21 protein-coding genes are annotated in these 25118 nt (G+C 42.4%); 12 read left to right on the top strand and 9 right to left on the bottom strand.

Annotation, left to right across the window (positions count from 1 at the left end; all coding sequences use genetic code 11):
- Positions 1-101: 101 nt before the first annotated feature.
- A complete protein-coding gene (locus R2I63_RS05775; protein ID WP_316355712.1) occupies positions 102-1766 on the bottom strand; it encodes an RNA polymerase sigma factor in 1665 nt (554 codons plus the stop codon).
- Between the two features lie 122 nt (positions 1767-1888).
- On the opposite strand from R2I63_RS05775, the gene R2I63_RS05770 reads away from it, so the two are divergent.
- Positions 1889-2533, top strand: coding sequence for a competence protein CoiA family protein (locus R2I63_RS05770; RefSeq protein ID WP_316355709.1), 645 nt, complete (start codon positions 1889-1891; stop codon positions 2531-2533).
- Here the strand turns inward: R2I63_RS05770 and R2I63_RS05765 are convergent.
- Complete coding sequence (locus tag R2I63_RS05765) at positions 2451-2900, bottom strand: DUF3592 domain-containing protein (RefSeq protein ID WP_316355707.1); 450 nt, start codon at positions 2898-2900, stop codon at positions 2451-2453. The genes R2I63_RS05770 and R2I63_RS05765 overlap by 83 nt on opposite strands.
- 112 nt (positions 2901-3012) lie before the next feature.
- Here R2I63_RS05765 and rpsT point away from each other — a divergent pair, with 112 nt between their 5' ends.
- Positions 3013-3303: a 30S ribosomal protein S20 gene (gene rpsT, locus R2I63_RS05760; protein WP_316355705.1), complete on the top strand. Its 291-nt coding sequence runs from the start codon at positions 3013-3015 to the stop codon at positions 3301-3303.
- On the opposite strand, the gene R2I63_RS05755 is transcribed toward rpsT, so the two are convergent.
- Positions 3300-3713, bottom strand: coding sequence for an NUDIX hydrolase (locus R2I63_RS05755; RefSeq protein WP_316355703.1), 414 nt, complete (start codon positions 3711-3713; stop codon positions 3300-3302). The two genes, rpsT and R2I63_RS05755, sit on opposite strands and share 4 nt — an antisense overlap.
- A gap of 19 nt (positions 3714-3732) precedes the next feature.
- Between R2I63_RS05755 and R2I63_RS05750 the strand changes: the two genes are divergently transcribed.
- The 6 genes from R2I63_RS05750 to R2I63_RS05725 are packed head-to-tail and all read left to right on the top strand — an operon-like array spanning position 3733 to position 8113.
- The gene (locus tag R2I63_RS05750; RefSeq protein ID WP_316355702.1) at positions 3733-4461 is read left to right on the top strand and encodes a hypothetical protein; all 729 of its coding nucleotides are present in this window, start codon (positions 3733-3735) and stop codon (positions 4459-4461) included.
- A gap of 25 nt (positions 4462-4486) precedes the next feature.
- Positions 4487-5218 (top strand): hypothetical protein, encoded by a 732-nt coding sequence (locus R2I63_RS05745; protein WP_316355700.1) that lies wholly within the window; start codon positions 4487-4489, stop codon positions 5216-5218.
- A gap of 5 nt (positions 5219-5223) precedes the next feature.
- Positions 5224-5949, top strand: coding sequence for a hypothetical protein (locus tag R2I63_RS05740; protein ID WP_316355698.1), 726 nt, complete (start codon positions 5224-5226; stop codon positions 5947-5949).
- Entirely contained in the window at positions 5946-6668 is a 723-nt protein-coding gene (locus R2I63_RS05735) for a hypothetical protein (protein WP_316355696.1), read from the top strand. Before R2I63_RS05740 ends, R2I63_RS05735 begins: the two co-directional genes overlap by 4 nt.
- A complete protein-coding gene (locus tag R2I63_RS05730) occupies positions 6661-7389 on the top strand; it encodes a hypothetical protein (protein WP_316355694.1) in 729 nt (242 codons plus the stop codon). The genes R2I63_RS05735 and R2I63_RS05730 overlap by 8 nt, the downstream gene beginning before the upstream one ends.
- Positions 7382-8113, top strand: coding sequence for a hypothetical protein (locus tag R2I63_RS05725; protein ID WP_316355693.1), 732 nt, complete (start codon positions 7382-7384; stop codon positions 8111-8113). Before R2I63_RS05730 ends, R2I63_RS05725 begins: the two co-directional genes overlap by 8 nt.
- 26 nt (positions 8114-8139) lie before the next feature.
- Here R2I63_RS05725 and dacB read toward each other — a convergent pair whose 3' ends face one another.
- Positions 8140-9318 carry a D-alanyl-D-alanine carboxypeptidase/D-alanyl-D-alanine endopeptidase gene (gene dacB, locus R2I63_RS05720; RefSeq protein WP_316355692.1) on the bottom strand — a complete coding sequence of 393 codons (1179 nt, stop codon included), beginning with the start codon at positions 9316-9318 and terminating at the stop codon, positions 8140-8142.
- Positions 9306-10625: an ATP-dependent DNA helicase gene (locus R2I63_RS05715; RefSeq protein ID WP_316359776.1), complete on the bottom strand. Its 1320-nt coding sequence runs from the start codon at positions 10623-10625 to the stop codon at positions 9306-9308. The genes dacB and R2I63_RS05715 overlap by 13 nt, the downstream gene beginning before the upstream one ends.
- A gap of 80 nt (positions 10626-10705) precedes the next feature.
- Here R2I63_RS05715 and R2I63_RS05710 point away from each other — a divergent pair, with 80 nt between their 5' ends.
- Positions 10706-11101, top strand: coding sequence for a VOC family protein (locus R2I63_RS05710; RefSeq protein WP_316355691.1), 396 nt, complete (start codon positions 10706-10708; stop codon positions 11099-11101).
- Between the two features lie 2 nt (positions 11102-11103).
- On the opposite strand, the gene R2I63_RS05705 is transcribed toward R2I63_RS05710, so the two are convergent.
- Entirely contained in the window at positions 11104-11640 is a 537-nt protein-coding gene (locus tag R2I63_RS05705; RefSeq protein ID WP_316355689.1) for a hypothetical protein, read from the bottom strand.
- Complete coding sequence (locus tag R2I63_RS05700) at positions 11637-17048, bottom strand: RHS repeat-associated core domain-containing protein (RefSeq protein WP_316355687.1); 5412 nt, start codon at positions 17046-17048, stop codon at positions 11637-11639. The genes R2I63_RS05705 and R2I63_RS05700 overlap by 4 nt, the downstream gene beginning before the upstream one ends.
- A 182-nt stretch (positions 17049-17230) precedes the next feature.
- On the opposite strand from R2I63_RS05700, the gene R2I63_RS05695 reads away from it, so the two are divergent.
- The 3 genes from R2I63_RS05695 (at position 17231) to R2I63_RS05685 (ending at position 19435) form a co-directional block, all read left to right on the top strand.
- Entirely contained in the window at positions 17231-18022 is a 792-nt protein-coding gene (locus tag R2I63_RS05695; RefSeq protein WP_316355685.1) for a hypothetical protein, read from the top strand.
- Between the two features lie 89 nt (positions 18023-18111).
- A complete protein-coding gene (locus tag R2I63_RS05690; RefSeq protein ID WP_316355683.1) occupies positions 18112-18855 on the top strand; it encodes a protein kinase domain-containing protein in 744 nt (247 codons plus the stop codon).
- 409 nt (positions 18856-19264) lie between these two features.
- Positions 19265-19435 (top strand): zinc-ribbon domain-containing protein, encoded by a 171-nt coding sequence (locus tag R2I63_RS05685; protein WP_316355681.1) that lies wholly within the window; start codon positions 19265-19267, stop codon positions 19433-19435.
- Here the strand turns inward: R2I63_RS05685 and R2I63_RS05680 are convergent.
- Both R2I63_RS05680 and R2I63_RS05675 read right to left on the bottom strand, forming a co-directional pair.
- Positions 19428-22334, bottom strand: a complete 2907-nt coding sequence (locus R2I63_RS05680; protein WP_316355679.1) for a UvrD-helicase domain-containing protein — start codon at positions 22332-22334, stop codon at positions 19428-19430. The two genes, R2I63_RS05685 and R2I63_RS05680, sit on opposite strands and share 8 nt — an antisense overlap.
- Positions 22321-25080: an exodeoxyribonuclease V subunit gamma gene (locus R2I63_RS05675; protein WP_316355677.1), complete on the bottom strand. Its 2760-nt coding sequence runs from the start codon at positions 25078-25080 to the stop codon at positions 22321-22323. Before R2I63_RS05675 ends, R2I63_RS05680 begins: the two co-directional genes overlap by 14 nt.
- Between the last annotated feature and the right edge of the window lie 38 nt (positions 25081-25118).

Below are 25118 nucleotides of genomic sequence, written 5' to 3'. Positions count from 1 at the left end.
GATGAAGAATAAACAAAAGAAATTTTTTATAAAAAAGGCCGGTATAAGTATTAATTACTAATTATCAAGAGAATAAAATTACAGAATTTCTATAAAGCGTTCTATTCCTGCTCGATGATGTCTAAGAAAGCCTGAAGCTGCTTTGACCGTGTCGGGTGGCGCATTTTGCGAAGAGCTTTTGCCTCAATTTGACGGACTCTTTCACGAGTCACTTTAAACCGCACTCCAACTTCTTCTAAAGTCTTAGGCTTTCCATCAAGGAGCCCAAAACGTTCGATAAGAACAGTTCTTTCTCGATCAGTCAGCGTCGAGAGAACCTCATTCATCTTATCCCTTAATATGGAATACCCCGTAGCTTCATCAGGAGACTCAATCGAAGTATCTTCAATAAAGTCGCCAAATTGACTTTCTCCGCTATCCCCTACCTCAGCCTGCAGAGAGATGGGATGCTGAGCAATCTTATAGATTTCCCGAATCCTTTCAGGGGTTAGGCCGAGCTCCAATGCCAACTCTTCAGGAGTAGGCTCCCGCCCAGTCTCCATCATTAACTTCTTGGCACCACGAAGGACCTTATTAATCGTCTCGATCATGTGAACAGGAATGCGAATCGTCCGAGCTTGGTCAGCGATCGCACGTGTCACTGCTTGGCGAATCCACCAGGTGGCATAGGTAGAAAATTTATACCCTCGACGGTACTCAAACTTTTCGACCGCCTTCATCAACCCCATATTCCCTTCCTGGATCAAATCAAGGAATGAGAGTCCTCTGTTGGTATACTTCTTGGCAATCGAGATCACAAGACGAAGGTTAGACTCCACCATTTCTCTTTTAGCCTCTTGACTCTTATCCATCCAACGCTGAAGCATTCGAACGTCTTTCTTGAATTTATCTAGAGTGCGGCCTGCAGCAAGCTCACGCTTCGCTAATTTTCGCTCAGCAGCCATTAGCTTTGCCTTCGCAAACCTATTTTTTTCAGCACGAGGAATGAGTTCTTGGATCTCCTTTTCTAAAGCCAAAAAGCGATCATAGGAAGAAAGAATAACCTCGCCAAAGTCATCAGTAATATTATGTCGGAAATGCATGCGCCTTAAATAAGCTTGAGTCCGCACATTACACTTCTCGATATCCTCTGAAAGCTTAACCTTTTCGACTTTTGAAAGCTTTGGCTCTAAAGAATGGATCAAAAGACTCTCTAGGATAATATCCTCTTTATAGAGTAGTTCCTTGAGTTTTGGAAGCTTTTTAAGGAAGCTATTTTTATCCTCAATTTCCTTTTCAGCAATAATTTTGTCGAAACGATCCTTTCCAGAAATTAAATAGTTAGCAATAGAGATAGACTCGCGAGTTGAATAACGGAACCGCATAATAATGCGTTCGATCTGGATCTGAGCTTTTTCGATTCTTTTAGAGATTTCCACCTCTTCTTCCCTAGAAAGAAGGGGGACAGATCCCATTTCTTTTAGGTACATTCGAACAGGATCGTCACTACTCCCTTCCATCCTTTTCGGAAGGGCTTCCATTTCCTTAGCTTCTTTTTTTCTCTCTTTTTGGCGATCAACTTCAGATTGATTCAAAATCTGAATATCCATTCCGCTTAAGAAAATGAGTACTTGATCAATCTGCTCAGCAGAATCAAAAGTCATCGGAAGGGTTTCATTGATTTCCTCATACGTGATGAAACCCTGCTCTTTAGCAATAGCTACGAGCTCTTCGATTTTTTGTTGATGCTGGGGATCGAAACCCTGACTAAATCCGGATTTGCTCATTGTCTCCTATGGAATGATGCGCGACAGGTCTATCTATGTAACAAGTCCAAGCATAAAATGCCAGAACTATCTATTATAATGCTGTCCATATTGCAGCGAAAAAGGGATATTGTCAAGAGATCATGCATCGTTATCATAAAGTGATTCAAAAAACATTAGCAAGCTTCCTTCAAGGAAGCGTTATTGAATATCGATTCCCGTCCATTCGAAGAATTGCCGACGTTGTTTTCTTTCCTAAAAAAATTATTTTTGAAGTGCAATGTCCTCCTATTTCAATCGAAACTATTCAAAAAAGAAACCAAGACTATTCATCGCTTGGCTTCACCGTCATTTGGATTTTGCACGACAGGATTTACAATAAAAAAATTGCTACCCCTGCAGAGCTTTACCTCCGCCAAAATCTCTCCTATTACACATCTATGACTCCCTTTGGACATGGTTTTTTTTACGATCAGCTTGATTTTTTTAAAGGCGTAACACGAATCTACAAAAGCACACCCCAGACAATCAAGTCATTCCACCCCAAGCCCCCTCCTAGACTTCCCTTCTTCTTTCCCAACAAACTCAGAAAACGCCCTCTAATGCTCTCTGGAGACACCACCGAATACCTTCTCAAGAACAAGCAAGGAAAGTGGGCATGGCAACTTGAAAAAAGCCTAACAAGAAAATGGACATGCAAAAAGATCACGAAGGAGCTTTTTCATTCTCTTCTTCTGAAAAATGCATCCTCTTCACATAAATATTTAGAAAAGCAAAATACAATATAATTCCAAGAGACAGCGCAAAATGAATCGCCTTTTTTGCGGGAAACACTTTTTGAAGAGCTGCATCATGGGGCTGTTTAGGATTATACCAAATTTCCCAAGTTTTTTCTTGCCACGCTTCGACTAAATCCTCCGCCAAATAAGGATTAGGATAAACCGGTTTTGAAAAAGCGTATGTTCCCATGATCGCCCTTTCCTCTATTTGAAACTGATACACAGCCTCAACAGAAAATTTACCCGACTTGATTTCAACCACTTTCCAATCAGAAACCTGAGCTTCTTCAGAGTGTGTCAAATGGAAGTAGCGATTAAGGTTATAAAAAAACTCCCCACCAAGGTAGAGGCTTGCTCCACCCACGATTAAAAACATAAATATAAAAAAATTCTTAGAGATCAAAAGGTGCCTCACTGCTTGATTGACGAATTATTCCCAAATTGGTATATTTTTTTCCATCACTCAATTTTAACGATTGGAATATTTTATGTCTGAAGAAGGAAAAAAGGGACTTGCAAAGAAAAAGTGCCCGACTGCTCAAAAACGCATTAAGCAAGACGAAAAGCGCAACCTTCGTAACCGTTCTTTTAAATCTAGTGTAAAAACTGCAATCCGTTCTTTTGAAAGTGCACTTACTTCAAAAGATAGTGAGAAAATGCAAACAGCGCTGAGCACTGTTTACAGTCTTATGGATCGTGGAGTTAAGCAAGGGGTTTACAAAAAGAATAAAGCAGCACGCGCCAAACAACGCATGTCTTTAATGCAAAAAAGCGCTTAAGCTTTACTATATAGATCAAGCATCTCCCGGACTTCATCCTGTATGGGATACTCAACAGCTTCTTGAACATCAAGCCAAGCAAACGAGATGCTTTTATTTTCCTCCACTGCAAATGGATCATTCACCTCAACCACAAAGTTAAGGTGACGTCTTACTCCTACATCATAATGTCCCAAGTAACGAAAAACCTCTTTGATCTCCATTGCGGTGTTTTCTGTCACTGCTCGTTGAATCGCTTGAAGAATTGTTTCTTCATCTTTGACTCGCACACAGGGAAAATGATAGAAAGGATTGACACCTTGCAAATCTTCCACCAATAAAACCTTCCCATCCTCTTTGCAAACAAGCGCATCAATGCTAACTTCTTTGATCCCCTCTTCCCGAGCCGATTCAATTAGATTTTTGCACATCGATTATTCCTTTTAGCCTATGTATAGCCTTATGGTGCAGACAAAGCAAGAGATTAGGGAAGCTGAAGGAGTTATTGTTGTTGCAAACAGTCAATATGAGCACTTCCTTCCCTGGTGGTGGAAACATTATAACATGCATTCCTCCCTCCCTGTTACATTTTTTGACCTAGGGCTTACTAAACCCCTAAAAAAGTGGTGTGCTTCTAAAGGAACCCTCATTCCTTTTTCTAAACCAATGGATTTTTTAGCCAAGCGAAACGAAGTAACCCCCGAAAAAAGAGAACATTGGGAAAAGCATTGGACATCAGCTATTTGGGGAAAACGAGCTGCGTGGTTTACAAAACCTTTCATTCTTCTTCAAAGCCCCTATGAAAAAACTCTATTTCTAGATATCGATTGTCGCGTTCAAGCAGATATTGCACCTCTTTTTAATTACCTCACACCTTCAGTTGGATTTACAATTGTGAAGCACGAGTTCCAGGAAGGCTTCTACCACAATTCGGGAGTATGCGCAGCACTTCAAGGCTCCCCTGTAGTTCTTAAATGGGCAGAGGAAGGAGTCGAAAAAAATCACGAATTTTTGGGGGATGAAGATATCATCCATCATCTCATTCTCCAAAACTATTTTGATATTCCATTTTTTCCTCTTAAATACAATCACCCCCACCTCTTTGATGGGGGGAATCAAGCGATTATTCAACACTTTCTTGGTCTCGAAGGAAAAGATAAAATTTTGCTCGATCTCTAATGATCGCTCGGATATAGATACAAACATGGCAGCAATTACAAAGTGGAATCAGAAAAATTACACAGGCGGAGATGGCGTCATTGTTGCTTCAGACATGAAGCAAGAGTGGATCTTAAAATGGTGGTGGGATCATTACTCCAAGCACAACGACACCCCAGTCACTTTTTTTGATCTTGGCATGTCAAAAAGCGCTCTTATTTGGTGCAAATCAAAAGGGACTGTGATTTCCTTTTCCCTGCCAGATTCAACAATTTCGAAAAAGAGTGACATCCCTTCTGACATTCAAAAACAATGGGAAGGTAGTTACTCAGAGCACATCTGGGACTGCAGAATCGAATGGATGCATAAACCATTTATTATTCTTCAAAGCCCTTATGACAGAACTATCTGGATTGATATCGATTGCGAAGTTAAAAACTCACTAAGCCCCTTGTTTGACTATTGCAACACCGATGATGGAATCAGCCTAATCAAGCTCAACCTTAAAGCCAATACGGTGATTAACTCCGGTGTTGTTGTCGCTAAAAGACTAGCTCCAGCATTTACTTATTGGGCAGAAGCCGTATTAGAAAAACACCATGTGACTATGAGTGACGAAACAGCCCTTATCGAAGCCCAAAAAAAACACCCCATTAAGATTAATCCCCTCCCCTTTGGCTTCAACTTTCTCAATTTCTGGAAAACCAATTCTCCTGTAAATGTCTACCATCATGGCGGAGGCGCAGGGAAACGAGAAATTCTAAAACAAATCAAGTGACTATTATGAAAGAACATCTCAACTGGAATTCTAAAGTCTCTGGCGATGGAGTCATTGTTGCAACCGATATCACGCAAGAATGGATGCTTAAATGGTGGTGGGAACACTATTCCAAACAAAGCTCATACCCCGTTACATTTTTTGATTTAGGAATGTCCAAAAGTGCCCGCCTATGGTGCGAGACTAAGGGAACAGTCCTCTCTTTTTCATTCCCTGAAGGTTTGATTAAATCAAAAAAAGAAATCGATCCAAAACAAAGCTCTATTTGGGAGGAAAAATATCCTGGAGACCTTTGGGAAGGGAGAACCGAATGGTTCACAAAACCGTTTCTTCTTTTAAAAAGCCCCTATAAGCGAACCGTTTGGATGGACCTGGATTGTGAAGTGCGCCGCCCCATTGACAAACTCTTCGAATATGCCGATAAAAGCAATGGGTTTAGCATCTTAAGATTCCAGGTAAAAGATCTCGATATCTATAATACAGGCGTTATTGTTTGCCGTCACGGCTCTTTAATTCCCCAAAAATGGGCCTTCCATACCCAGGAAAATAATCACAAACATTTTGGTGATGAAACAGTCCTCATGGAAATGCTAGAAAGCGAAAACCTTTCGATTACTCCCCACCCTCTCCTTTACAATTGGCCAACAATCATTCCTCAAGACCCTAATACCGTCATACGCCATCATGCTGGAGGATACGGGAAAACTAGAATCCTTGGAGGGCTGCAATGAAAAAGGGAGTGCTTACCGGATGCAATGCCGAACAAGAGTGGATGCTCAAATGGTGGTGGGAAAACTACTCCAAACATAATCACTATCCCGTCACTTTTTGCGATTTTGGAATGAGCTTAGGTGCCAGAAAATGGTGCGAAACAAAAGGAAACATTCTACCTTTTGACCCTAAACCAATCTCCACAGATAAAAATCACTCGGCGCCATGGTCAGATAAAGTGAGTCTTTCAACATTGAATAAACGCTCCGTTTGGTTTTCTAAACCCCTTATTCTCTCCCAGTCTCCTTATGAAAAAACCCTTTGGACCGATGTCGACTGCGAGATCCTCAAAGACATTGCACCCCTATTTGAAATGACAGAAAGCAAAGATGGGTTTGCCATCGCATACGATACAGAAGAGAATACAAAACACGCACGCAAATACAATCTCTTAAAAGATAACGTGCAAGTTCTTCAAGCAGGCGTCATTGTATTTAAGAAAACTTCCCCTGTTATCCCTGCCTGGGTTGATCACTGTCTGAAACACATCGATACCGAAGTTTCAGATCAAACAGCCCTCAGCCATCTCTTTGCAAAAAGACCCTTTGATATCACCATCCTTTCCAATAAATACAATTGGCTGATCTCCGAATTCTCATCTGAGCACATTGCTATTATCCATCATACTGGAGCCAGCCGTAAAAGGAAGCTTCTGTCCGAGATGAAGTTTCATGGATAGCGGAGTGCTTACTGGGTGCGACGAGCGCCAAGAATACCTCCTAAAATGGTGGTGGACAAACTATTCCAAGCACAACACTTATCCCGTTACTTTCTGCGACTTTGGAATGAGTCCCTCCGCACAAAACTGGTGCAAAAGCAAAGGAACTCTTATTTCCCAACACTCCATTCCCATGAGTAACCTATCAGAAGGCATCGAATCCGCCCCATGGAGAGACACCCTCTTCCCTCTGCTATGGAGTAACCGCGATGTCTGGTTTCGTAAAGCCTTTGTCCAACAAAAGTCCCCTTACACCAACTCCATATGGATTGACCTCGATTGTGAAGTCAAAAAAGATGTCGGCTCACTCTTTGAAATGATTCAAATTGGAGACGGGTTTGCAATTTCTCACACATCAGAAGAAGAAACAGCTCCCCTCCACGAAAGAAAACTCCTAAAAGAAGGAACCAAAGGAGTCCAAACTGGAGTTTTCGCCTACACAAATACATCTCCCATTATCCCAGCCTGGACAAAGTGGTGTCAAGACCTCTACCAAATCGACTTTGCTGAAGAAACCTGTCTTTCCCATCTTCTCCATGAAAAACCTTATGACATCATCTATTTCTCCCGAAACTACAACTGGACAACTCCAGAGATTCCCAACCCTCACGCTCTCATCCTCCATCATGCAAGTGCCACCCGAAAAAGAAACCTATTAGCAAAAATAGGGTTCAATGGATAAAGGAATCCTCACAGGATGTGACGAGCGCCAAGAATGGATGCTCAAATGGTGGTGGACAAACCTTACCAAACATAGCAGCGCCCCTATTACATTCTGCGACTTTGGAATGTCTCCCTCTGCTCGAGCATGGTGTCAGTCAAAAGGAAATGTCATCACACAATCTGAAGAGATGTTTCCCATCAAAGACATTAACAAGCAAGTTGCCAATCCTCCATGGAAAGAAAAAATAACCCCCCGAATGTGGGATCACCGCCCCATCTGGTTTTACAAACCCCTTGTTCTTTCCAAGAGCCCCTATAAGCGAACCGTTTGGATCGATGTCGACTGCGAAGTTAAAGAAACCATTGCACCACTCATCAATCTCCCCCTTACAAAAGATCGCTTTGCAATTCGAAGAACCAGTGAAAAAGATAATCAAGGAGCTCGAAAAATGGGCTACCTAAACCCCGACGTTTGTGGCGTTCAAGCAGGTGTAATCCTCTATGAAAAAGAGACAGCCGTCATTCCCGCTTGGGTTGACCGGTTTCTCAATAACCATCCGATGGAATTCTCAGATGAACACTGCCTTGGTCATCTCCTTCACGAAGCTCCCTTTGAAATTACCTACTTTTCTTCGCTTTATAACTCTACCGACTTCGAGCCCTCTGATCCAAACGCCATCATCCATCACCATTCCAGCTCTCGCCAAAAAAGAATCCTCCTCCAGAAGATTCAACTGAATTAGGCGTCGTAAACAAATAAATGTCTCAGTTAGGGAATCGCATTCACAAGCACATGGCAGATCTCATCCTCAAGCTTCACCTTGATTTCTCTTCCTTCCTTCATGTAGCCATTAACAAAGATCGCCACCGCAAGTTCCTCTCCCGTCTCCGTCGTCACAAAACCGCAAAGCGAAGAAACCCCCGTCATGCTTCCCGTTTTAGCAGCAACCCGTCCCCCAAAACTGAGCATCCTTCTCTTAAGCGTTCCCACTTCTCCCCCAACAGGAAGCGCCGCTTTCAAAGCACGATTTGAACGCATCTCCTTTAAAAAGGTTACCATTTGATTTGGCGAAGTCAAATTGTAACGAGACAGCCCACTTCCATCTACAATGCGTATCTCGTGAGCATCAAGACCAATTACGTCACGCATGAACCTCTCTACAGACTCCCTTCCCTTCTCCCAAGAGCCCCCTAACCGCTTGAAAATACAATCAGAATATAAATTATCCGTATCCTGAAGAACCACCTTAATCAAATCACGCATCGGCTCAGAAAAATGGCGCGCAAGGCAAACGCTTCCTTCAGGAGCTCGTCCTAACTTTAGCTCTCCTCTTAGCAGAATCCCCTTACGGTCCAATAATCCCTTAAAAAGAGATGCAGCAAGAAGCTCGGGCTGCGTAATCACAGCGCCCCCCACAAAATTATGTTCCACATTCAGTGCGCTCATCGGAACACACCAATATCCTGGCTCCTCATCCCACATCCAACCCGGCCCCATTGGTCCATCTTCAAAACAACTCAAATCAAGGATTAGATTCCCACGAATTTCCCTCACATTCATTCCTTCAACGAGCCCAATAAAATCTGTTCCCTTTAAACTCGGATCCCCCGAACCTACCAAATAACAATTCCCCTTAAGAACCCCCTCATCAATGGTCCCATCAACCTTCACCACCGTTTCAAAACGATCATCCGCTCCTAGCTGCTCAAGAGCCGTCGCCGCCGTAAACAACTTCAAAGAGCTAGCCGGAACAAACCGACATTGAGCATTCCGCTCATAAAGAACAACACCCTCATCAAGAGATACCACCTTAATGCCCACAAGGGCCGTTGGGTCCACACTCCGAATTACCCCTTCAATCGAGTGGTAAATCCAATCCTTTCGCTCATCAAGCGAAGAACCAAAAACCGTTCCTAAAAAGCAAATACATAATATTACAACGCGCATAACCGTCTCCAAATTCCTGATAATCTTTCACTCCCTTTTTTTACACACTCCTCAATCACACCCTCTTCCCCTAAAACAATCAACTCATCCTTTGCCCGAGTCATTCCCGTATAGAGAATTTCCCGACCAAATATTTCCGACCCCTTAGGTACCAATAAAACCACCTTTTTAAACTCACTCCCCTGGCTTTTATGAACTGAAATACAGTACGCCAGCTCAAATTCCGGCAAAAGCACAGCAGGGAACTCCCGTTCTCCAAACCGTGCCACATCATTTTTCCCCATTGCTCGTCCAGGATTCTTCTTTAATAACACTCCCATTTCCCCGTTACTTAGCTCCATGCGTCGATCACTCCGCGTGATCATAATAGGAATTTCGCCCTCATCTTGCATCAACTCATTGATCACCTCCACCCCAAAAGGTCCCTTTCTCAAACACGACAGCACCTGATAGCCTCCTCTTTTCCATCCCTTAACGTCCCTCTCAAGCTTCCCATATTCAATCACCTTCCCCTGACGCACCGCAGCCGCCTTCTCCAGAATTTCCACTCGATCACTCCGCATACATTTATCCAGATGCACATACCCTCGGCCCCTCTCCTTCATAAAACCACATAGCTCTCCGAATACCGTACCTGCCTCGACCGGTGGCAACTGATCATGATCCCCTACCAAAATAAGTCGCGTTCCTTCCTTTACATTCCTAAGAAGCGCTGACCACATCCCCACATCGATCATCGAACACTCATCAACAATGACCATTCCAGCATCCAACACCTTCCCCCCAAAAAGCATCTCTTTTCCATCCCGTATTCCCAAAAGGCTATGAAGCGTTCCCACTTCCACCTCCAGCTTTTCCCGAAGAAGAAGCGCTGCTTTACCCGTTGGTGCACAAACGCACACATCCTTTCCCCATCTCTTTACAACCTCCCCGATCACATAAGACTTTCCAGTACCCGGCCCCCCCGTTAAACAAACAACACTTTCCCCTAAACACTCTTCAACCGCACGCCGCTGCCCCTCATTCAGACTCCCTGCATCTCCCAAGTCAATCCGCTTGACATCCCCATCTAAAAGTCGACCAAACTCTCGAACAACACTCCCTTCAAGCACCCAGTTTTTCTGCAAATACACAAGATCGCCCCATCTTCCAACCAGCCCCTCAAACCGCTCCTCATCCCCCTTAAGAAGAACACCCTCATTTCCCTCCTTCCGAATACACAGATGCCCATCCCTTGCAGCCGCCATCAGCTCTGCACCCAAAGGAATCCTCTCTCCAACAATCTGATCAATGTCACACACTTCCATAGGTAACAACCATACCACTCCTCATAAAAAATACAAAACTGATATACTCGCGCAGCATCCAAGCCCAAAGGGAGGATGCCATGACAAAAACAGCAACAATGAACCAAGTCGTTCACTTTGAAATCCCCTATGATGACATAGAAAAAGCCAAAGAATTCTATAGTATCTTTGACTGGGAGTTAAACGATATTCCAGGAATGAACTACATAGGAGTTCGAACCACTCCCATAGACGAAGACAAAATGCCTACTCAGCCCGGAGCCATTAACGGTGGACTCATGAAGAGAACCGAGCAAGTCAAAGGGCCAGTAGTCGCAGTGCAAGTCGGCTCCGTCGATACCTACCTAGAGAAAGTCCTTGCAAAAGGCGGCAAAGTCATCATGCCCAATATGGAAATCCCCAACATGGGATACTACGCGTACGCAGCCGATCTCGAAGACAACGTCTTCGGCCTCTGGGAACCCATCGCACCCTAAGCCTACATGGTGGAGCTCCGCTCCGCGATCACAATCTCCCTCGCCTCCTCATACGTCTCCTCAGATACTTTAACTAATGGAGCTTGATTCTCATCCTTTGTCATATAAATGATCTTGCCATGAGATAAGAATACTAAATAAATCTCGTCCTTCTTAGTAGCTTGGAATGAAATACGAAAATTAACACCACTTTGTGTGAAAGGGTAGTCGCTGAGGTATGGTCTTAACTTCTCATCGTCATTAATCCTGCTGAGATAATCTTCAAGACTCTTCACAAACAAACTTCTAGCTCTTTCTATCGGCACATTTTCCTCTCGGGAATCAAAAACTAGCGTAATGCTATTCACTTTATCCATCAAAGCCCCCCCACTTCCAGAACAAGTTAAACCATACTTTTCACTTGCCACATCTAAAAAAGAATCAGATATTCTGTTCACATGCTTACAGTGTATAGGACTTGAGCTTTCAATTTTTTCCCTCACAGCCATATAGACAATCAATACGAAAAATGAGCTAGCAATAATAATCAGTTTTTTCATAGTTTCCCTATATCTAAACTAAAGTCTTGTCCTATTTGAGCATTCACCATTTCTACCCTTTTTTGTATCGTTTGCCCCATGAACAAATGTTCTGAGCAAGGGTTCATAGTTACCGGCTCTAAAAAATTCACATGCGAATGTTGAAAAATGGCAGCGTCCACACAGTTGAAAGGGTTGGCAAGGAAAGCCACTAAATCATTTTTAGAAATATTGTTTTCCACATAACCTGCGGATTTTTCAGAAATAATTTCTGCAGAGGCATACCCATAAAAACTAATTTTGCTTCTTTCTTCTGGAGTTAGCCAACTTAATGCTTTTTTACTAATTGCGTGTCCCTCACTATGAGCTTGCAGTACAATTTGTTTCCCACTATCTAGTGATGTTTTCAACTGGTTATACAATTGTAAACACACGTTAGTTGAAAAACCAAGCTTTTCTATTGCAAAATCAAAAAGGTCAAGAGCTCCGTGTGAAGAGTTGTGTAAAACATTGACTTGATACCCATGCAAGTAATCTTGAATAACGCCCCCTGCAGCAAGAGCACTTTCTTTATTGTTAAGGATGCCATTTACAAAGTAAAAATCAACATCTGGATGGGTTTTCCCAGATAGGGTATACATCTTAGAATGTGGAATATCTGGTCGCTCTCTCTCACCTGACATTACATTGCCTATCGCCCTGCCAACATTAATGAAAAAACACATATTTCGAATTTGTCCTGTTGCGATCCCTTCGGTTGTTGTTCTCCACGAGTGGAAGTAAACATAGCCCACATCTTTTACAAAACGTGAGGCCGAGTACTGGGCACCAGATTCAGCAGAAAGGCCGTATAGATCAAAGTAAATGAGAGGATTATTTCGAACATATTGGTAGAGATTGGGACCTTCGTCATACCCTTTTGGGTCTGGAGATATCCACCGACCTGTTTTAGGATCATAAAACCGGCGGCCAAAATGAATAAGCCCCGCCATTTTTCTTTTGGATTGGAATCGCCAAGGGTTATTAAGTGTATTTTCAGAACGTTTCTCTTCCCCAAAGGAAGAAAAGCGGTAGGACTCAATAAGATTTCTATTAACATCTATCACGGCTATGACATTGCCAAAAAGATCGTACATGGGGCAGTAGACTTTTTGATCAAGTTCGAGTGCTATTGCAGCACCAATTTCCGCCCCTCTCCCTTGGCCTAAAATCCTTAACTGCTCGGGGAAACATCCTACTTCATTCTGATCATCAAAAAGAAAGTCTTCGGTTGAAGAGGCCTGCCACTCTCCATCAGAAAGAGTCAGATAAACGCGAGAAAGGCAGCGCCCCCAAGAATCATACGTTAAGCGCATGGTCTTATCGCCACTTCTTATCTGGGTCAAACGGCCTAAACCATCGTAGGTATATTGTATGGGTTTATCCTTCCGGACAGATTCAATACGATTTCCGTTTGCATCATGATTATAAGTGATATTCCCTGCACTTTTGAGCTGGTGCAAAATATCAACACAGTATTCATCCGTATTCTTAGATAGCCGATTGTGATGTGCATCGTAGGTATATTCGAAATTGGTTTCACCAGCCTCATGGATTATCTGGTTGAGGTCATCATATTGGTACTCTGTGAGTTCTTCATGTTCTCCACAAGATCTTAAATACTCTAAAACATTGCCATTAGGATCAAAACACCGAATGTGTTCCATAGAATAAATCGAGTCAGCAACGACGCACCTTCCAAGTCGATCAACTTCATACTCAAGAGTCCCAATATCACCTAATAATTTTTCCTTTAACAAATTATGACTCAGATCATACTGCATGTAATGGTGCTCATATTTCTCCCACCCTTCTTTGTCAAGCCGACTTACACCCACAAGATGATAGGCATCGAATACGTATTCAACACACGAAAGATCCGGTAAAGTCCATAAAGTGCGCCTCCCTAGATCGTCATATTGATTTTTCAGCATAAAACCGTTTGCGAGAGTTTCACTTAAAAGTTCTCCAAAGTGACTGTACTGCCTAATGGTTTTTTTCCCACTTATCTGATCAGTGGATTCGATTACATGACCCATGCGGTCATACTTTAGCAAATAATGGCATGTCCCATCGGACGTCTTCACTTCAACCTTACGTCCCAATCCATCATATTCATATGAAACAACCGTGCCATCTGGTTTTTGCACCTTTTTTAGATGGCCATCTGGTGTGTATTCAAATTGGGTCGTTCGTTCATCTGACTCGCTTAGCTCAAGTAAACGTCCCCGACAATCATACTTCCAGGTTTTTATGATTGTTTTATCTGAATCTACTAATTCACTGATCTGCTTAATCTTGTTCCCATTCAGGTCATAGTAATAGCTTTCTTTAAGCAATAGCCTTTCACTGCCACTGTACCTCTCAAGCGTTGCTAAGTTTCCTAAAGCATCTAACGTTTCAATAGTTAGGTTCCCCCTTGGATCACAAACCTTTTTCTGAATGACATATTGTCCCCTCTTATTCTTATAATGGTCATTGTATTCGGTTGTTGTTTCGTTGTTTTCTGCATCGCAGAAAAGCACTATGCGACGAAAAGAATCATACTTGTAATATGCAATAGACTCCCCAATATGGACCTCTTTTGCTACCGCTGCTTTATTACTAAAATCATCGTAATGATAGACAGTATAGCTGAATAATTTCCCCTTCCCGTCTAACTCTCGTTCCTCAACGATGCGATCAAGTAGGTCATACCTTATCAAAAAAACTTGTGAGTGTTCTTCATCAATTTTTCTTGTAGTTGTTTTTAGCCTCCCCAATGCATCATAAGAAAAAGTTGTTGCTCTTCCTGCCGTTTCTTCCAAAATTTTTCTTCCAGCACCATCGTATTCAAAGGCTGTGACAGTGCCATCTGGAGCCGTTTTTTGGATCAGATGAAATGTGTTATACGTAAAATGCTCTTCAGATAAAATTTCTCCATTTTTAATGATTTTCTTTGAAAGAATCCGCTCTTGCGCATCATAAGTATAGCGCGTTTCAATCCCTTCAGGTGAAACATGCTTTTCTAGCGCGCCCCCTAAAAAGTAAGTAAACTCTTCGTGCGTTCCATCAGGATGAACAATTCGATAAGGTTTTCCCCTGGACGTATGAAAATAGTGCGTTTTGTTTCCCTCTGCATCAACCTCTAGTTCAACCTGCCCTAAGGCATTGTATTCTTTTTTCACGACGGATATCTGTTCCTCTCTTCTATCATTATAGATTGGAGGGAAATCAATTTCTAATTGATGCCCTTGAGAATCAAAAGCATAATAGGTTGTGTTACCCTGACAATCAACCTCAGATACTCTCTGCCCTAAGCGATTATAGTTAGAAACCGCTCTCTGACTTTTCCCATCTTCAGAAATGCGGGTCGTAGAAATCGGGCGGTTAGAATAATCGTATTGTGTGCAAACTCTATAATTCTCATTGGGTTCATCATCGATAACAGTATTTCCATTAGCATCGTACTGAACAATTCTTCGCCTTCCAAGCGGATCCGTTTGAGCAACCAGTCGATCTTTTTCGTCATAAAAATATTCTAATAAATAGCGGAGCTTTCCATCGGCATCATAGTGCGAAATCTTCTCTACAAGACCTTTGGAATTATAGCTAATAGTCTGCTCGTGAAGAATCACTACACAGCGTTTTTCTAAATCAAAAAAGCCTTCTTTAATTTTTTCTGGGAACCCATAAAAAGTTCCTTGCTTAGGCACAATAACCTTTATTTTACGCTCAGTGACTCCAGATAAATCATTGATATCAATCCCCTTTCCGTCATCAACAATTTCTTGAATACAAATTGAGTCTTCATATAAGCAAAACTGCCTTTGCGAAAACCCATCGGGATACAAAACCTTTGTTAAATAGAGTAAATTGGTACCACCATAATAAAAATACTCAATTATTTTTTCGCTGGGAAAAATCTCTTTTACAAGGAGATTTTTTTCATTGTATTCTCTGAAAATATGATATCCTTCAGAACCATTTGAAATAACAGTCGATCCTTGATAAGCAAGCTTTCCCGGTACAACACCCGTATGATTCCCCCAAAACTCCTCTAGTTTCACGTTTCCACTGCGATCATATTGATATTGCCTTGCAATCAAAGGAATCCCATCCTTCCCAGAAACAGATTTTGAACGAATCCATCCATTCATATTCCAATCATAACTTTCAACAGAAAGCACTCCGCCACCATGCGAATGAGAACGTACGGAAGTTAACCAAAAGTTCTTGTCATAGTGGTAATTTGTGAAGTTTCCACAAGCATCATAAACCTTCGTAACCCCACCATGTTTTCCGTATTTTCCGGGGCAATACTCAAACCGATACGTGGTCTGTAAAGAACCATTAGGTCCCACGGGGTCCAAAATTTTTCTTATTCTCTTGTATAGGGGATTTTCTCTAACATCTTTCTTTTTAATATGAACATTGGCTTCTTCATTCCAACCAATCTGAAATCTTTCAAGCTTTCTATGCCTTCCTTCAGGGAGGTGGATATTTGCAAGGTAAGCGCCAAATGGCTTGGCCCCCCAATATGAGCTGTACGTTTCCTTAGGCTTACTACTGCACTCTACAGTACTTAACAACCAAAGCTTGATATTATTGTGCTTGAGCACTTGATAAGTATACTTTAGCGTTCTTCCATCACTAGTCTCAATGACCTTCTGCCGATCATCAGGATAGGAAAATGTGACCCAGGCAAAAACTTTGCCAGAAGGAGAACAACTTTTAACTTTGGTAAGACGCCTTCCTTCCCCATATTTTTCCCACGAATAGTGCATGACATTCCCATTTGGAAAGATCTCATGATACAAGTAATATTCCCAATTACCACAAGAGTGATATAGTGTATGAATGCTCTCCTTTGTCCGATAGCACCGTTTAACCCCATCAGCCCCTTCAACGATAATTTCCTTGATGTCCCCTGGCTTGTAATGAACAACATTATTCAAGGGATTATTTCTTGCACTTAACTCCCCTAAAGACGCATTTGTTAATTTTCCGGCCTTTTTATCTAATTTAAAAAATACTTTCTTGCCCTTACAGAGCTTCTCTTCAGCCTTTTCCCTGTTGACTACATACTTAACTTCGATTCCCATTTTCTCTGGAATCGATAGAAAGAGATACCCTCTGCTCTTAGCTTTTGCGATCAAGTGGTTAAACCCACACTCCCATCCAACATACCGGTCAAACAAATCGTATTGAGAAAAATATCGACGCTGAATCCGTATGGGTTCGTGCCCCCTAACAACCAAGTCATCTTGATTGATTGTCAGGTCGCCGGTAATGACATTAACGCATCCCGCAACAGTTCCTGAAGGCACTCCCCCAAAATCAACATACTGATGATATTCCTCTCCAAATACCATCCCGCAAAGCAGTAGAAAAGCTAAGACTTTTTGCATCTATCCTCCTAAGCAGAGGGTAAAATCTAACTTACTTGTAAAGTTTCATTCAAGAAATTAATTTCCTTTAGTGGTAGTTTTTATTTTTCTTCATTTAATTCTGTTGTCGAATTAAAATGCATTTGCAAAAAACATGGAACTTTCTAGTGAGATCACTAATTGCGATAATAATTACATTTTTCTTGGCCCTAGGATATTGCAATAGCCCATTTCAAACATTTGAAACCTCTGGAAACACGTTTAAATATCCCTCCCTCTCAACAAGCGAAGAAAACTTGCCCATAAAAATCAGTGGAGGCATTGTTTATCTTTCTAAATCTGTTGGCTATCTTCCCGATGCAAACAGTAAGTTCAGCCCTGGGGTGCAACTTTGCGTCAACTACAGCAAACCAAAAAAACAAATTACTTACCTCATACATTATACAGATTGGAATGCTTCAAAGTCTCACCACTATGAAATCCCCATCTTTAATACCTCCAGAGACATTCACACGAAGGAAACGATTAAAATTCTAGAAGCTAATATTGGGGAAACCTTTTCTCCTTTTGCACAGACGATAGTTACTCCCTTAACTGGGGTGGAATGGATTAAAAATAGCACCACTGTAACGATTAACAACCATATATCTATCTCAAGCAAACGACACTCTGCCGGACCTTTGATTGGCTTTAAAGTTGAACAAAAGCTCCATAAATATTTTGCTATTCAATCAAAGCTTTCTCTCTCATACCTTAATACCAACTATACAAGAAACATTGATCAAGGCCCTGCCCTTTCCAAAACCCTCTATCATCCAAAATCAAAAGCTGGTCTCTATTTCGAAATCTTGCTTCCAATTTCTAAAGGAGCCCTCTGCGTAAAGGGAGGGTATGAAATCCAATACAACTGGCTCAAGGGCCCTCAAACCCCCTTGTCATGGGATTCCCCCGCTACTCTAAGGGGAGCTACCACCGAAATTTCAATGAGTTTTTAGAAATGATTGAAGCAGCTACACCAGATTCCATTCCATGCACAGAGATAGATGAAAGAGAAAAGGAGCTTAAAAATTATATCTATTCCTCTATGAAATCTGATGAAATTGCCACAAAGTTTTTTCATAAGCTTCAAGAACTTCATCTCACAAAATTTGAAAAAAAACTGGGATCTGGCGCCGTCGGAACCGTTGTGCAATTACAAGGAACCCACAAATATTCCAACCTCCCTCTTGCCCTAAAGCTGCAAGCCTTTTCGCAAGAAAACACCCTTCATCCTACTGAGATAAGAGGCGACGTTGTTGCTTTAAATCTCCCTCGTAATAAACAACTTGCAAATGCTTATGGAGTCTTTGCTTACGACGGAAACAATGTGAATTTCATAGAGAAATTCAATCCAACTCTCCATGCAGGTCAAGTCGTTATCAGCACCCTTACACGAGCTATCAACGGAGAGACTCTTTACAGCAGAATGCAAAAAGGCCCTTTGCCTTTACATCTAACAAAAACATACTGCAAACAAATCGCTGAAGGCATTCACGCAATTCATCAAGCAGGTTATGCGCATCGTGACATTCATGTAGAAAATATTCTTATCGAAAACAACTCCATTTCAATCATAGATTTCGGACTTGCTGCAGAAACAAATGAAAAACAAACACAAAAAGACTGGCGCAAATTTGGTTATATTCTCGCTGAAATCGGAGGAAAAGAACTTCTCTTCAACCCTGAATTCTTTGACCTTGTCTACTCTGACCATCATGGCCTACTCAATGGAAACAAACCCTACACTGGAAAACAAATCCTCAACCACTCCTTTTTCAAGTCCTTTTGAAAATATCCTATGTATGTTACACACCAGTAGTAGCACTGTTTGTAAGAACGACTAGAATTGAAATACCCCCTTCTACTGATTCTCATCCCCCTTTCTCTTTTTTGCCGACAACACACTTTCAAGCACCTGGAAGAAACCCATAAGCCTCCTTTTATCCCCTTTAGAATTGCTCGGGCTTTGGTTTTCCCATCCCATTTCCTTGGTTTCATAAACTCGTCTCCTTATTGTTTTTTTGACCAGTTTACTCTACGTTTTCCTTTATTGTCTTAATGGGGAGCAGTATACTTCTTTTTATTGTGGCTAGTTCACGAAGTATGCTTGTCTGGAGGGAGTTGCGTAATTTTTCCTCTTTAATTTGAACCTCTTATTTTGTATAGCAATTTTACATTGAGTAATTAAGGAGAATGTCATGTATTTAAGGGGTATTGTTTTATTCATGTTGCTACTAGGGAGTACAACAATGATTGACGGGGGGCAAAAGAAAGAGGTTCCAATCGATTGGGGTTGGATCTGTCCTCAATGTCGGCACGGCAATCCTGATGATGCCAAGCGCTGTGAATATTGTGGAAAGACTAAGTAGGAAGGAATAGGATGCCTTCATCTGGGAGTCCACGGAGAAAGATGTAGTAAGTGCCGGCGATGGGGGCGCCACGCAAGTAGCGAGAAAGCGCGGTGTGATAGAGACGTGCCTGGAGGTAGTAGTCATGATGGGTCATGGCTAGATGGAGCGCGTTTGGATCATAGGAGGGCAAAAGATTGGTCTTCCAATCAAGAAGGAAGTATTGATCGTTATGAAGAAAGATAAGATCGATAAACCCTTTGATAAGGTTAGGAGGATTGGGATAGAGGAATTCTGTTTCTGGATAAAGGTGTTTGACTTCAGAGAGAGTGAAGGAATGGGGCGCAAGCGGGGTGTTTAGGGCGCTTTTTATAAGAGCAAGTGTGGGTTCATAGGGAAAGTGTGGAGGAAGCTGTTGCTTGAGAAGGGTTGGAATGTCGAGGGAGGTTTTTTTTAGGATTGTTTCGAGTAGTGAATGGATGATGAGTCCGGTTTCAGCTCCTTTAGGGAGCTCTGTTGGCGTGTTGACTGGAGGTTGGGGCGTTGTATGTGCGAGGGAGGAGTAGGAGTGAAGGTAACGATGGGGATAGGAATTTGTGGGGTTTGTAGGAACTTTGAGGGCTGGGGTTGTGGGCTCTTGAAATGGGAGTGTTTGGGGCTCAAGATAAGTTGCATCGGTCGGTGCGGGGTTAAAGAGTTCTAGAGGGGACGCTTGCCCCAGGGGAATGGGCGTATGTTTTGTGTCATGAAGAAGTGGAATGTAAACGCGGTGTTTAGCACGGGTGAGGGCAACGTAGAGTTGGCGCAATTTTTCGGCTTCTTGGTTTTGCAAAGCCGCTTGACACTCGGCCTGTTCAGGGTTGAAGAGGAGCCAGTTTTTCTGATGGCGGACAAAATCATCTCGCCCTGTGTAGCGATTAACAAGGCCAAGAGCAAAGACGACGTTGAACTCGAGTCCTTTACTCATGTGAATGGTCATGATGGTTACAGAGTTAGGATCGGAAAGGGGGCGCCTATCAATCTCTTTAAGGGAAAGGAGAAATTCAAGAACTTTTGGGAGAGAGGCTTTTGTTTGAGTTTGGTAATCAAGAAGGAGTTCACAAAGTTTGAAATAGTCGGAGTGGGAGTCAAGATCGGTGGGGGTATAGAGATCACGGAGAGCTTCTTGCAGGGATTGGGGCTTAGCAAATGCTGCGATGGTCCTTATAATAAGGTCTTCATTTGCGAGTTCATGGTGGTTATATGTATGGGAAAGAAAGCGCTTTACAGGGATTTCAGAAGGGTTGATGAGCGCTTCAAGGAGCGATCGGACAAGGGAAAAGATGGGCGCGAGTGTAAGGGATTCGGTGCTCTTGGATTGTGTAGGGATCCCATGCGATTCGAGATAGGTTTTTAAGCGCGTCGCTTGAAAACGGTCTTTAACGAGAACAGCAAAGTCTGAGTATTGAAAATCGTGTTTGCTAAGTTTTAGAATTTCACTGGCAATAAAAGGAAAAAATGTAGACTGCTCAATTTCAACAGAGGGCCAGCTCCTTTCTCGTTTCTTTTCTGTTTTATAAATAAAGAAGTGAACGGGGTGTTTATCGTCAGGAAAGGGGCGGTTGGGAATATCTGCATGTTTGACGGGGTGAAAAGGCATCGACGCATCAGGAAGAGAGAGGAAATGAGGGTTCGAAGAAAAGAGAGCATTGAGGCTTTGAATGAGTTTGGGATCCGATCGATAATTGGTATCAAGATGCGATTTTTGAGAAACGGACGCTTCGGCACTAAGGTAGGTATAAATATCTGCTGAGCGGAAGGAATAGATCGATTGCTTGGGATCCCCTACGAGATAAAGGGCAGAAATGGGATCATCGATAAATAGTGTCCTAAAGATGCTCCACTGCACGGGATCAGTATCTTGAAACTCGTCAATAATGGCTGCTCTGTAGCGGCTGCGAACTTTTTCTCGAAAGGAGGGAAGAGATAAGCACTCGTTCATTTTTTTAAGGATGTCGCTTGGAGCAAGGATTTCTTTTTCTCGAAGCGCTGTTTGCGCGGAGATGCGGGCGGTGCGGGCGATGCGTACGAGAGTGCAAAGTGGTGATGCAGCGTTTTCAAGAACGGGTCTGAGGGTTTCTGCAAAATTGAAAAGAGGGGATGCATCCGCTTTCGATTTTTTATATTGGTTTTCAATCGTCAGAAGAGAAAGGATGGGAGGCTGCGCAGTGAGAGTTTCAAATTCCTCAATGGTAAGAGAGGGTTTTTCAAGAAGAGCAACTTGCTCTTTAAAGGGCTTTTTTAAGACGCCATATTTATCTTTAATCTTAGAAAACTCATCGAGAAGTTGAGCAGGGAATTGAGCAGTTCGTCTCAATTTATTATATTTCTGATGAGAAACAGAAAAGGAATCGTAGGTTGGAAACTCCCCTTCTTTTTCTACAAGAGAGAGGATTTTTTGGATGAGCGTTTCTTTGTCTTGTCTAAGCGCAAAGAGTTGAGAGGTGCTATATTCCTCCTGGGGGAGGGAGGTACGAAAGAAGTCAGTAATGTGCTCTTTTAAAAGGGAGCGATAGTCGGATTCTTCTTCACTTAAAAGTGCAAAACCGAGTCCAGCCTCAAAAGCAAACTCCGTTAGCATCCGATGACAAAATCCATGAATTGTAAAGATCTGCGCTTGATCTATAAGGGCTAGCGCTTTTTGGATATTCAAGGATGGAGGGTTGTTCTTGAGGGTATTTTGAATGCGGGCTTTTAGCTCACGTGTGGCGGCTCGCGTAAAAGTCACAACAAGTATTTCATCGAGGTCAAAGTTTTGCTCTTCAATTAAGCGGGCGGTGATGTGCTCGATAGCAAAGGTTTTCCCTGTTCCGGCAGAGGCTTCTAAAAGGTGGTGACCAAGAAGAGGGGTCGCAGGGTCTAGAACATCAAACCGTTTCATCGAGCATCTCCAATAATGGGCGGAAGGTTTTTCGAAGGAAAGGTGCCCACGTTTCAAAAACCACTGCAGGATCACAGTCTTTGAAGAGGATTTTCATATAGGGGTCAGTCTGAGCGCTTTTGATTCGAGTGGCTAGGGATTTAGCATCTTTTCTTAAAAGGACGTCGGCGAGAAGCGGGTGCAATGGGGAGGGACTTTGTTGAGCGATATCGTAGTATTCAAGATAGGCATCCAGTGCCTTTTGAGGATCAGATTTTAATGTAAAGCGGTCCCCGTTTTTCAGAGAGATTAAAGGCTTCTCAGCTTTGAGGAACTCAAGGAGATAGAGGGGGTAGATTTTGATCAGGTCTGGGAAAAGATCTTTTCCTAAAAAAGCAACCCCTTCTTCTGTCTCAGGCTTGTAGTCTTCAACAATTTTTTTTTGGGCGATCTCTTTGAAGCGTCCAAGAGGAAGATGTCCCCTTTCCCCGGCCTCTTTAAGAGATTCTTGAGCGGAAAGGAGGCGATGTTTTTGTAGGGGGGAAAGAAAAAATTCCGGGTCGGTAGGATCTTCGTAGTGAAGGTAGAGATTGAGCGTTTGATTACAATAAAATCGTAGAGGATGTTTAGAAAACCGGGAAAGCTCTTCTTTTGTTGGCGCATAGCTGTGCGTGGCACTGGGGAGGTTCACTGGAGATAAAAACTCAGGAATGAAAGGGCGTTTTTCTTTTGGTGCATAAAAGGTTTGCGCCGTTTCAAAATGCTTTTTGGAGTACACTCCTTTCTTTTTAAAGTAGGAGTAATGAAAGGGGAAAGGAGGATGTTTTTCTACCATTGGATCAAGTTCTTGAACCACAATAGAGGGAGGTTGCTCTTTCCCATCTTCCTCACTGCTGTTTTGATAGGTCAGGAAAAGATTGTCCTCTGCAGCGCAAATCGCTTCTAAAAAGAGGTAGCGGTCTTCATCTGGGGTAGAAGGAATATAGTCCCCATTATTAGCGAGGAGGTTGAGGGATGAGGAAGCGTGAGGACGAGGAAATGCCCCTTCATGCATTCCTAAAAGAACAATGGTATGGGAAGAAAAAATCGTTCCAGGTTTTAGGCTGCGGAAGGTAATCGCCTCGAGTTGTTTGGCAAAGCGGACTCCTTTTTTTTGTTTAAGGCTACTTTGAAGATACCGTTTGATACTAGAAAAAGAGTAGGAAGCATCGAGCTGCTTTAAGAGAAGGATTTTTTCCTGAATGGGAGCAAGCTCTTCTTCAGAGGGGTTGAGATAATGATTAAAAAGAAAGAGGAGTTTCTCGCACCACTCTGTAGCTGTATACTCTGCACGAGATAAAGTGTCGAGATCAGCTCGAAGAGAACGTATAAGACTGATCCCTTTTCCAAGAACCACGCTATCTGTACAATCGAGATAAGGAAGGTCCCAATCTGTTGGCTGTGTGGGGAGAAAGAGTAGGTTTTTTAAAAGATGATCGAAAGCCTCTTCCCAGGTTCCACTTTCGGAAGTATCAAGGAGGCCAGGAAGTAGCTTTTTCCGATGAGAGCTATCAACACCCCATTTAACTCCTGATTTGTCTATCCAACTTTTAAACTCTTTTACCTCCTTGTCCGAAAGAGCAGCGAAATAAGGACTTGAAAGGAGTTTGAAGATACCATCTGGATCAAAACGATGATCGTTAAGAGTGAGGAGATCTAAGAAGGTTTGGAGAAGGGGCTGCTGTGGAAGATCGCGAATGGTGAAATCAAAGGGAGACTCCTCGGACCCAAAAACGAGCTCTATTAGAGGTGCGTAGCTGGAAATATCAGGAGCAAAAACTTGGATCTCTGAAGGTGGGCAATTTAAGGAAAGGAGCTTCGTATAAAGAATTTCTACTTCGCGCAATTTAGAAGGGGCAGGAAGGAGGAGAATGGAGGCGTCTTGTTCTGCAGATCCTTTTCTAAAATGAAGCATATCACTTTGCAGGTGAGAAAGTTTGGTTTGAGGAGACGCTTCAATATAATGCTCCTGCAGAACAAAATCTTCTTCTTCAAAAATGCGGAAGGTTTCTCTCCCCATGCGCCCCAAGTTTTTAAGGAGGGGATGCCCTTCTTCTAGGTAGAAAGAAAGCTGAGGATCTTTTTCTAAAAGATGGACTTTTTCGACTTCACTGACGGTATCAGACCAAAATTCTCTGCAGGGAGAGAACTGGTAGTAGTAGATGGGGAAATACTTCGCAATTTTAGCAAAAAAGAGATGGTAAAGCTTGGGCAGAAAGGGGAAATTAAAAAGATGAATCTCAGCAGTTTCGGAAGGTTTTCTTAATGGGGTTTCCAAAAGCTGATAGGGGTAATTCCATTTTGTGGTGACCTGATCCCAAAGTTCTTTTTGCCACCCATCGCTCCAGCTTTTTAAAAAAGGTCCTCCATATTTTCCATACTTGATGAATTCTTTAGCAAGAGCTGGAGCAAAATGAGGCTCATCAAGAAGCGCTTCAAGGTTGAGCGTTAGGAGGTCTTGAGGAGGGAACAGAAGGCTTTTTCCTGTTGTCCTTTGATGTAGGGTAGAAACACCTCTTCCGAGTTCTAGAAAATCAACCCCAAGAACAACATCCAATGTACCATCAGAAACAAATGAAGATAGAAGAGGGGTTTTTAGAGAGGCATTGGGAAGAAAAACAAACTTTTTTGCAAAAGGTTTACTCTCTTTGGAAAAGAGATTATCGCGCAGAAGTGATGTAAGCAATTTTTCCTTATTGCTTAAGTATACAGTTGGCTTTCCGATCATCAGACTTTCTTTTAACAGTATTTAACAGCTATAGTAAT

The sequence above is a fragment of the Candidatus Neptunochlamydia sp. REUL1 genome (assembly GCF_963457595.1).
Lineage (GTDB): Bacteria > Chlamydiota > Chlamydiia > Chlamydiales > Simkaniaceae > Neptunichlamydia.
This window is presented reverse-complemented; position numbering and strand designations above follow the sequence as displayed.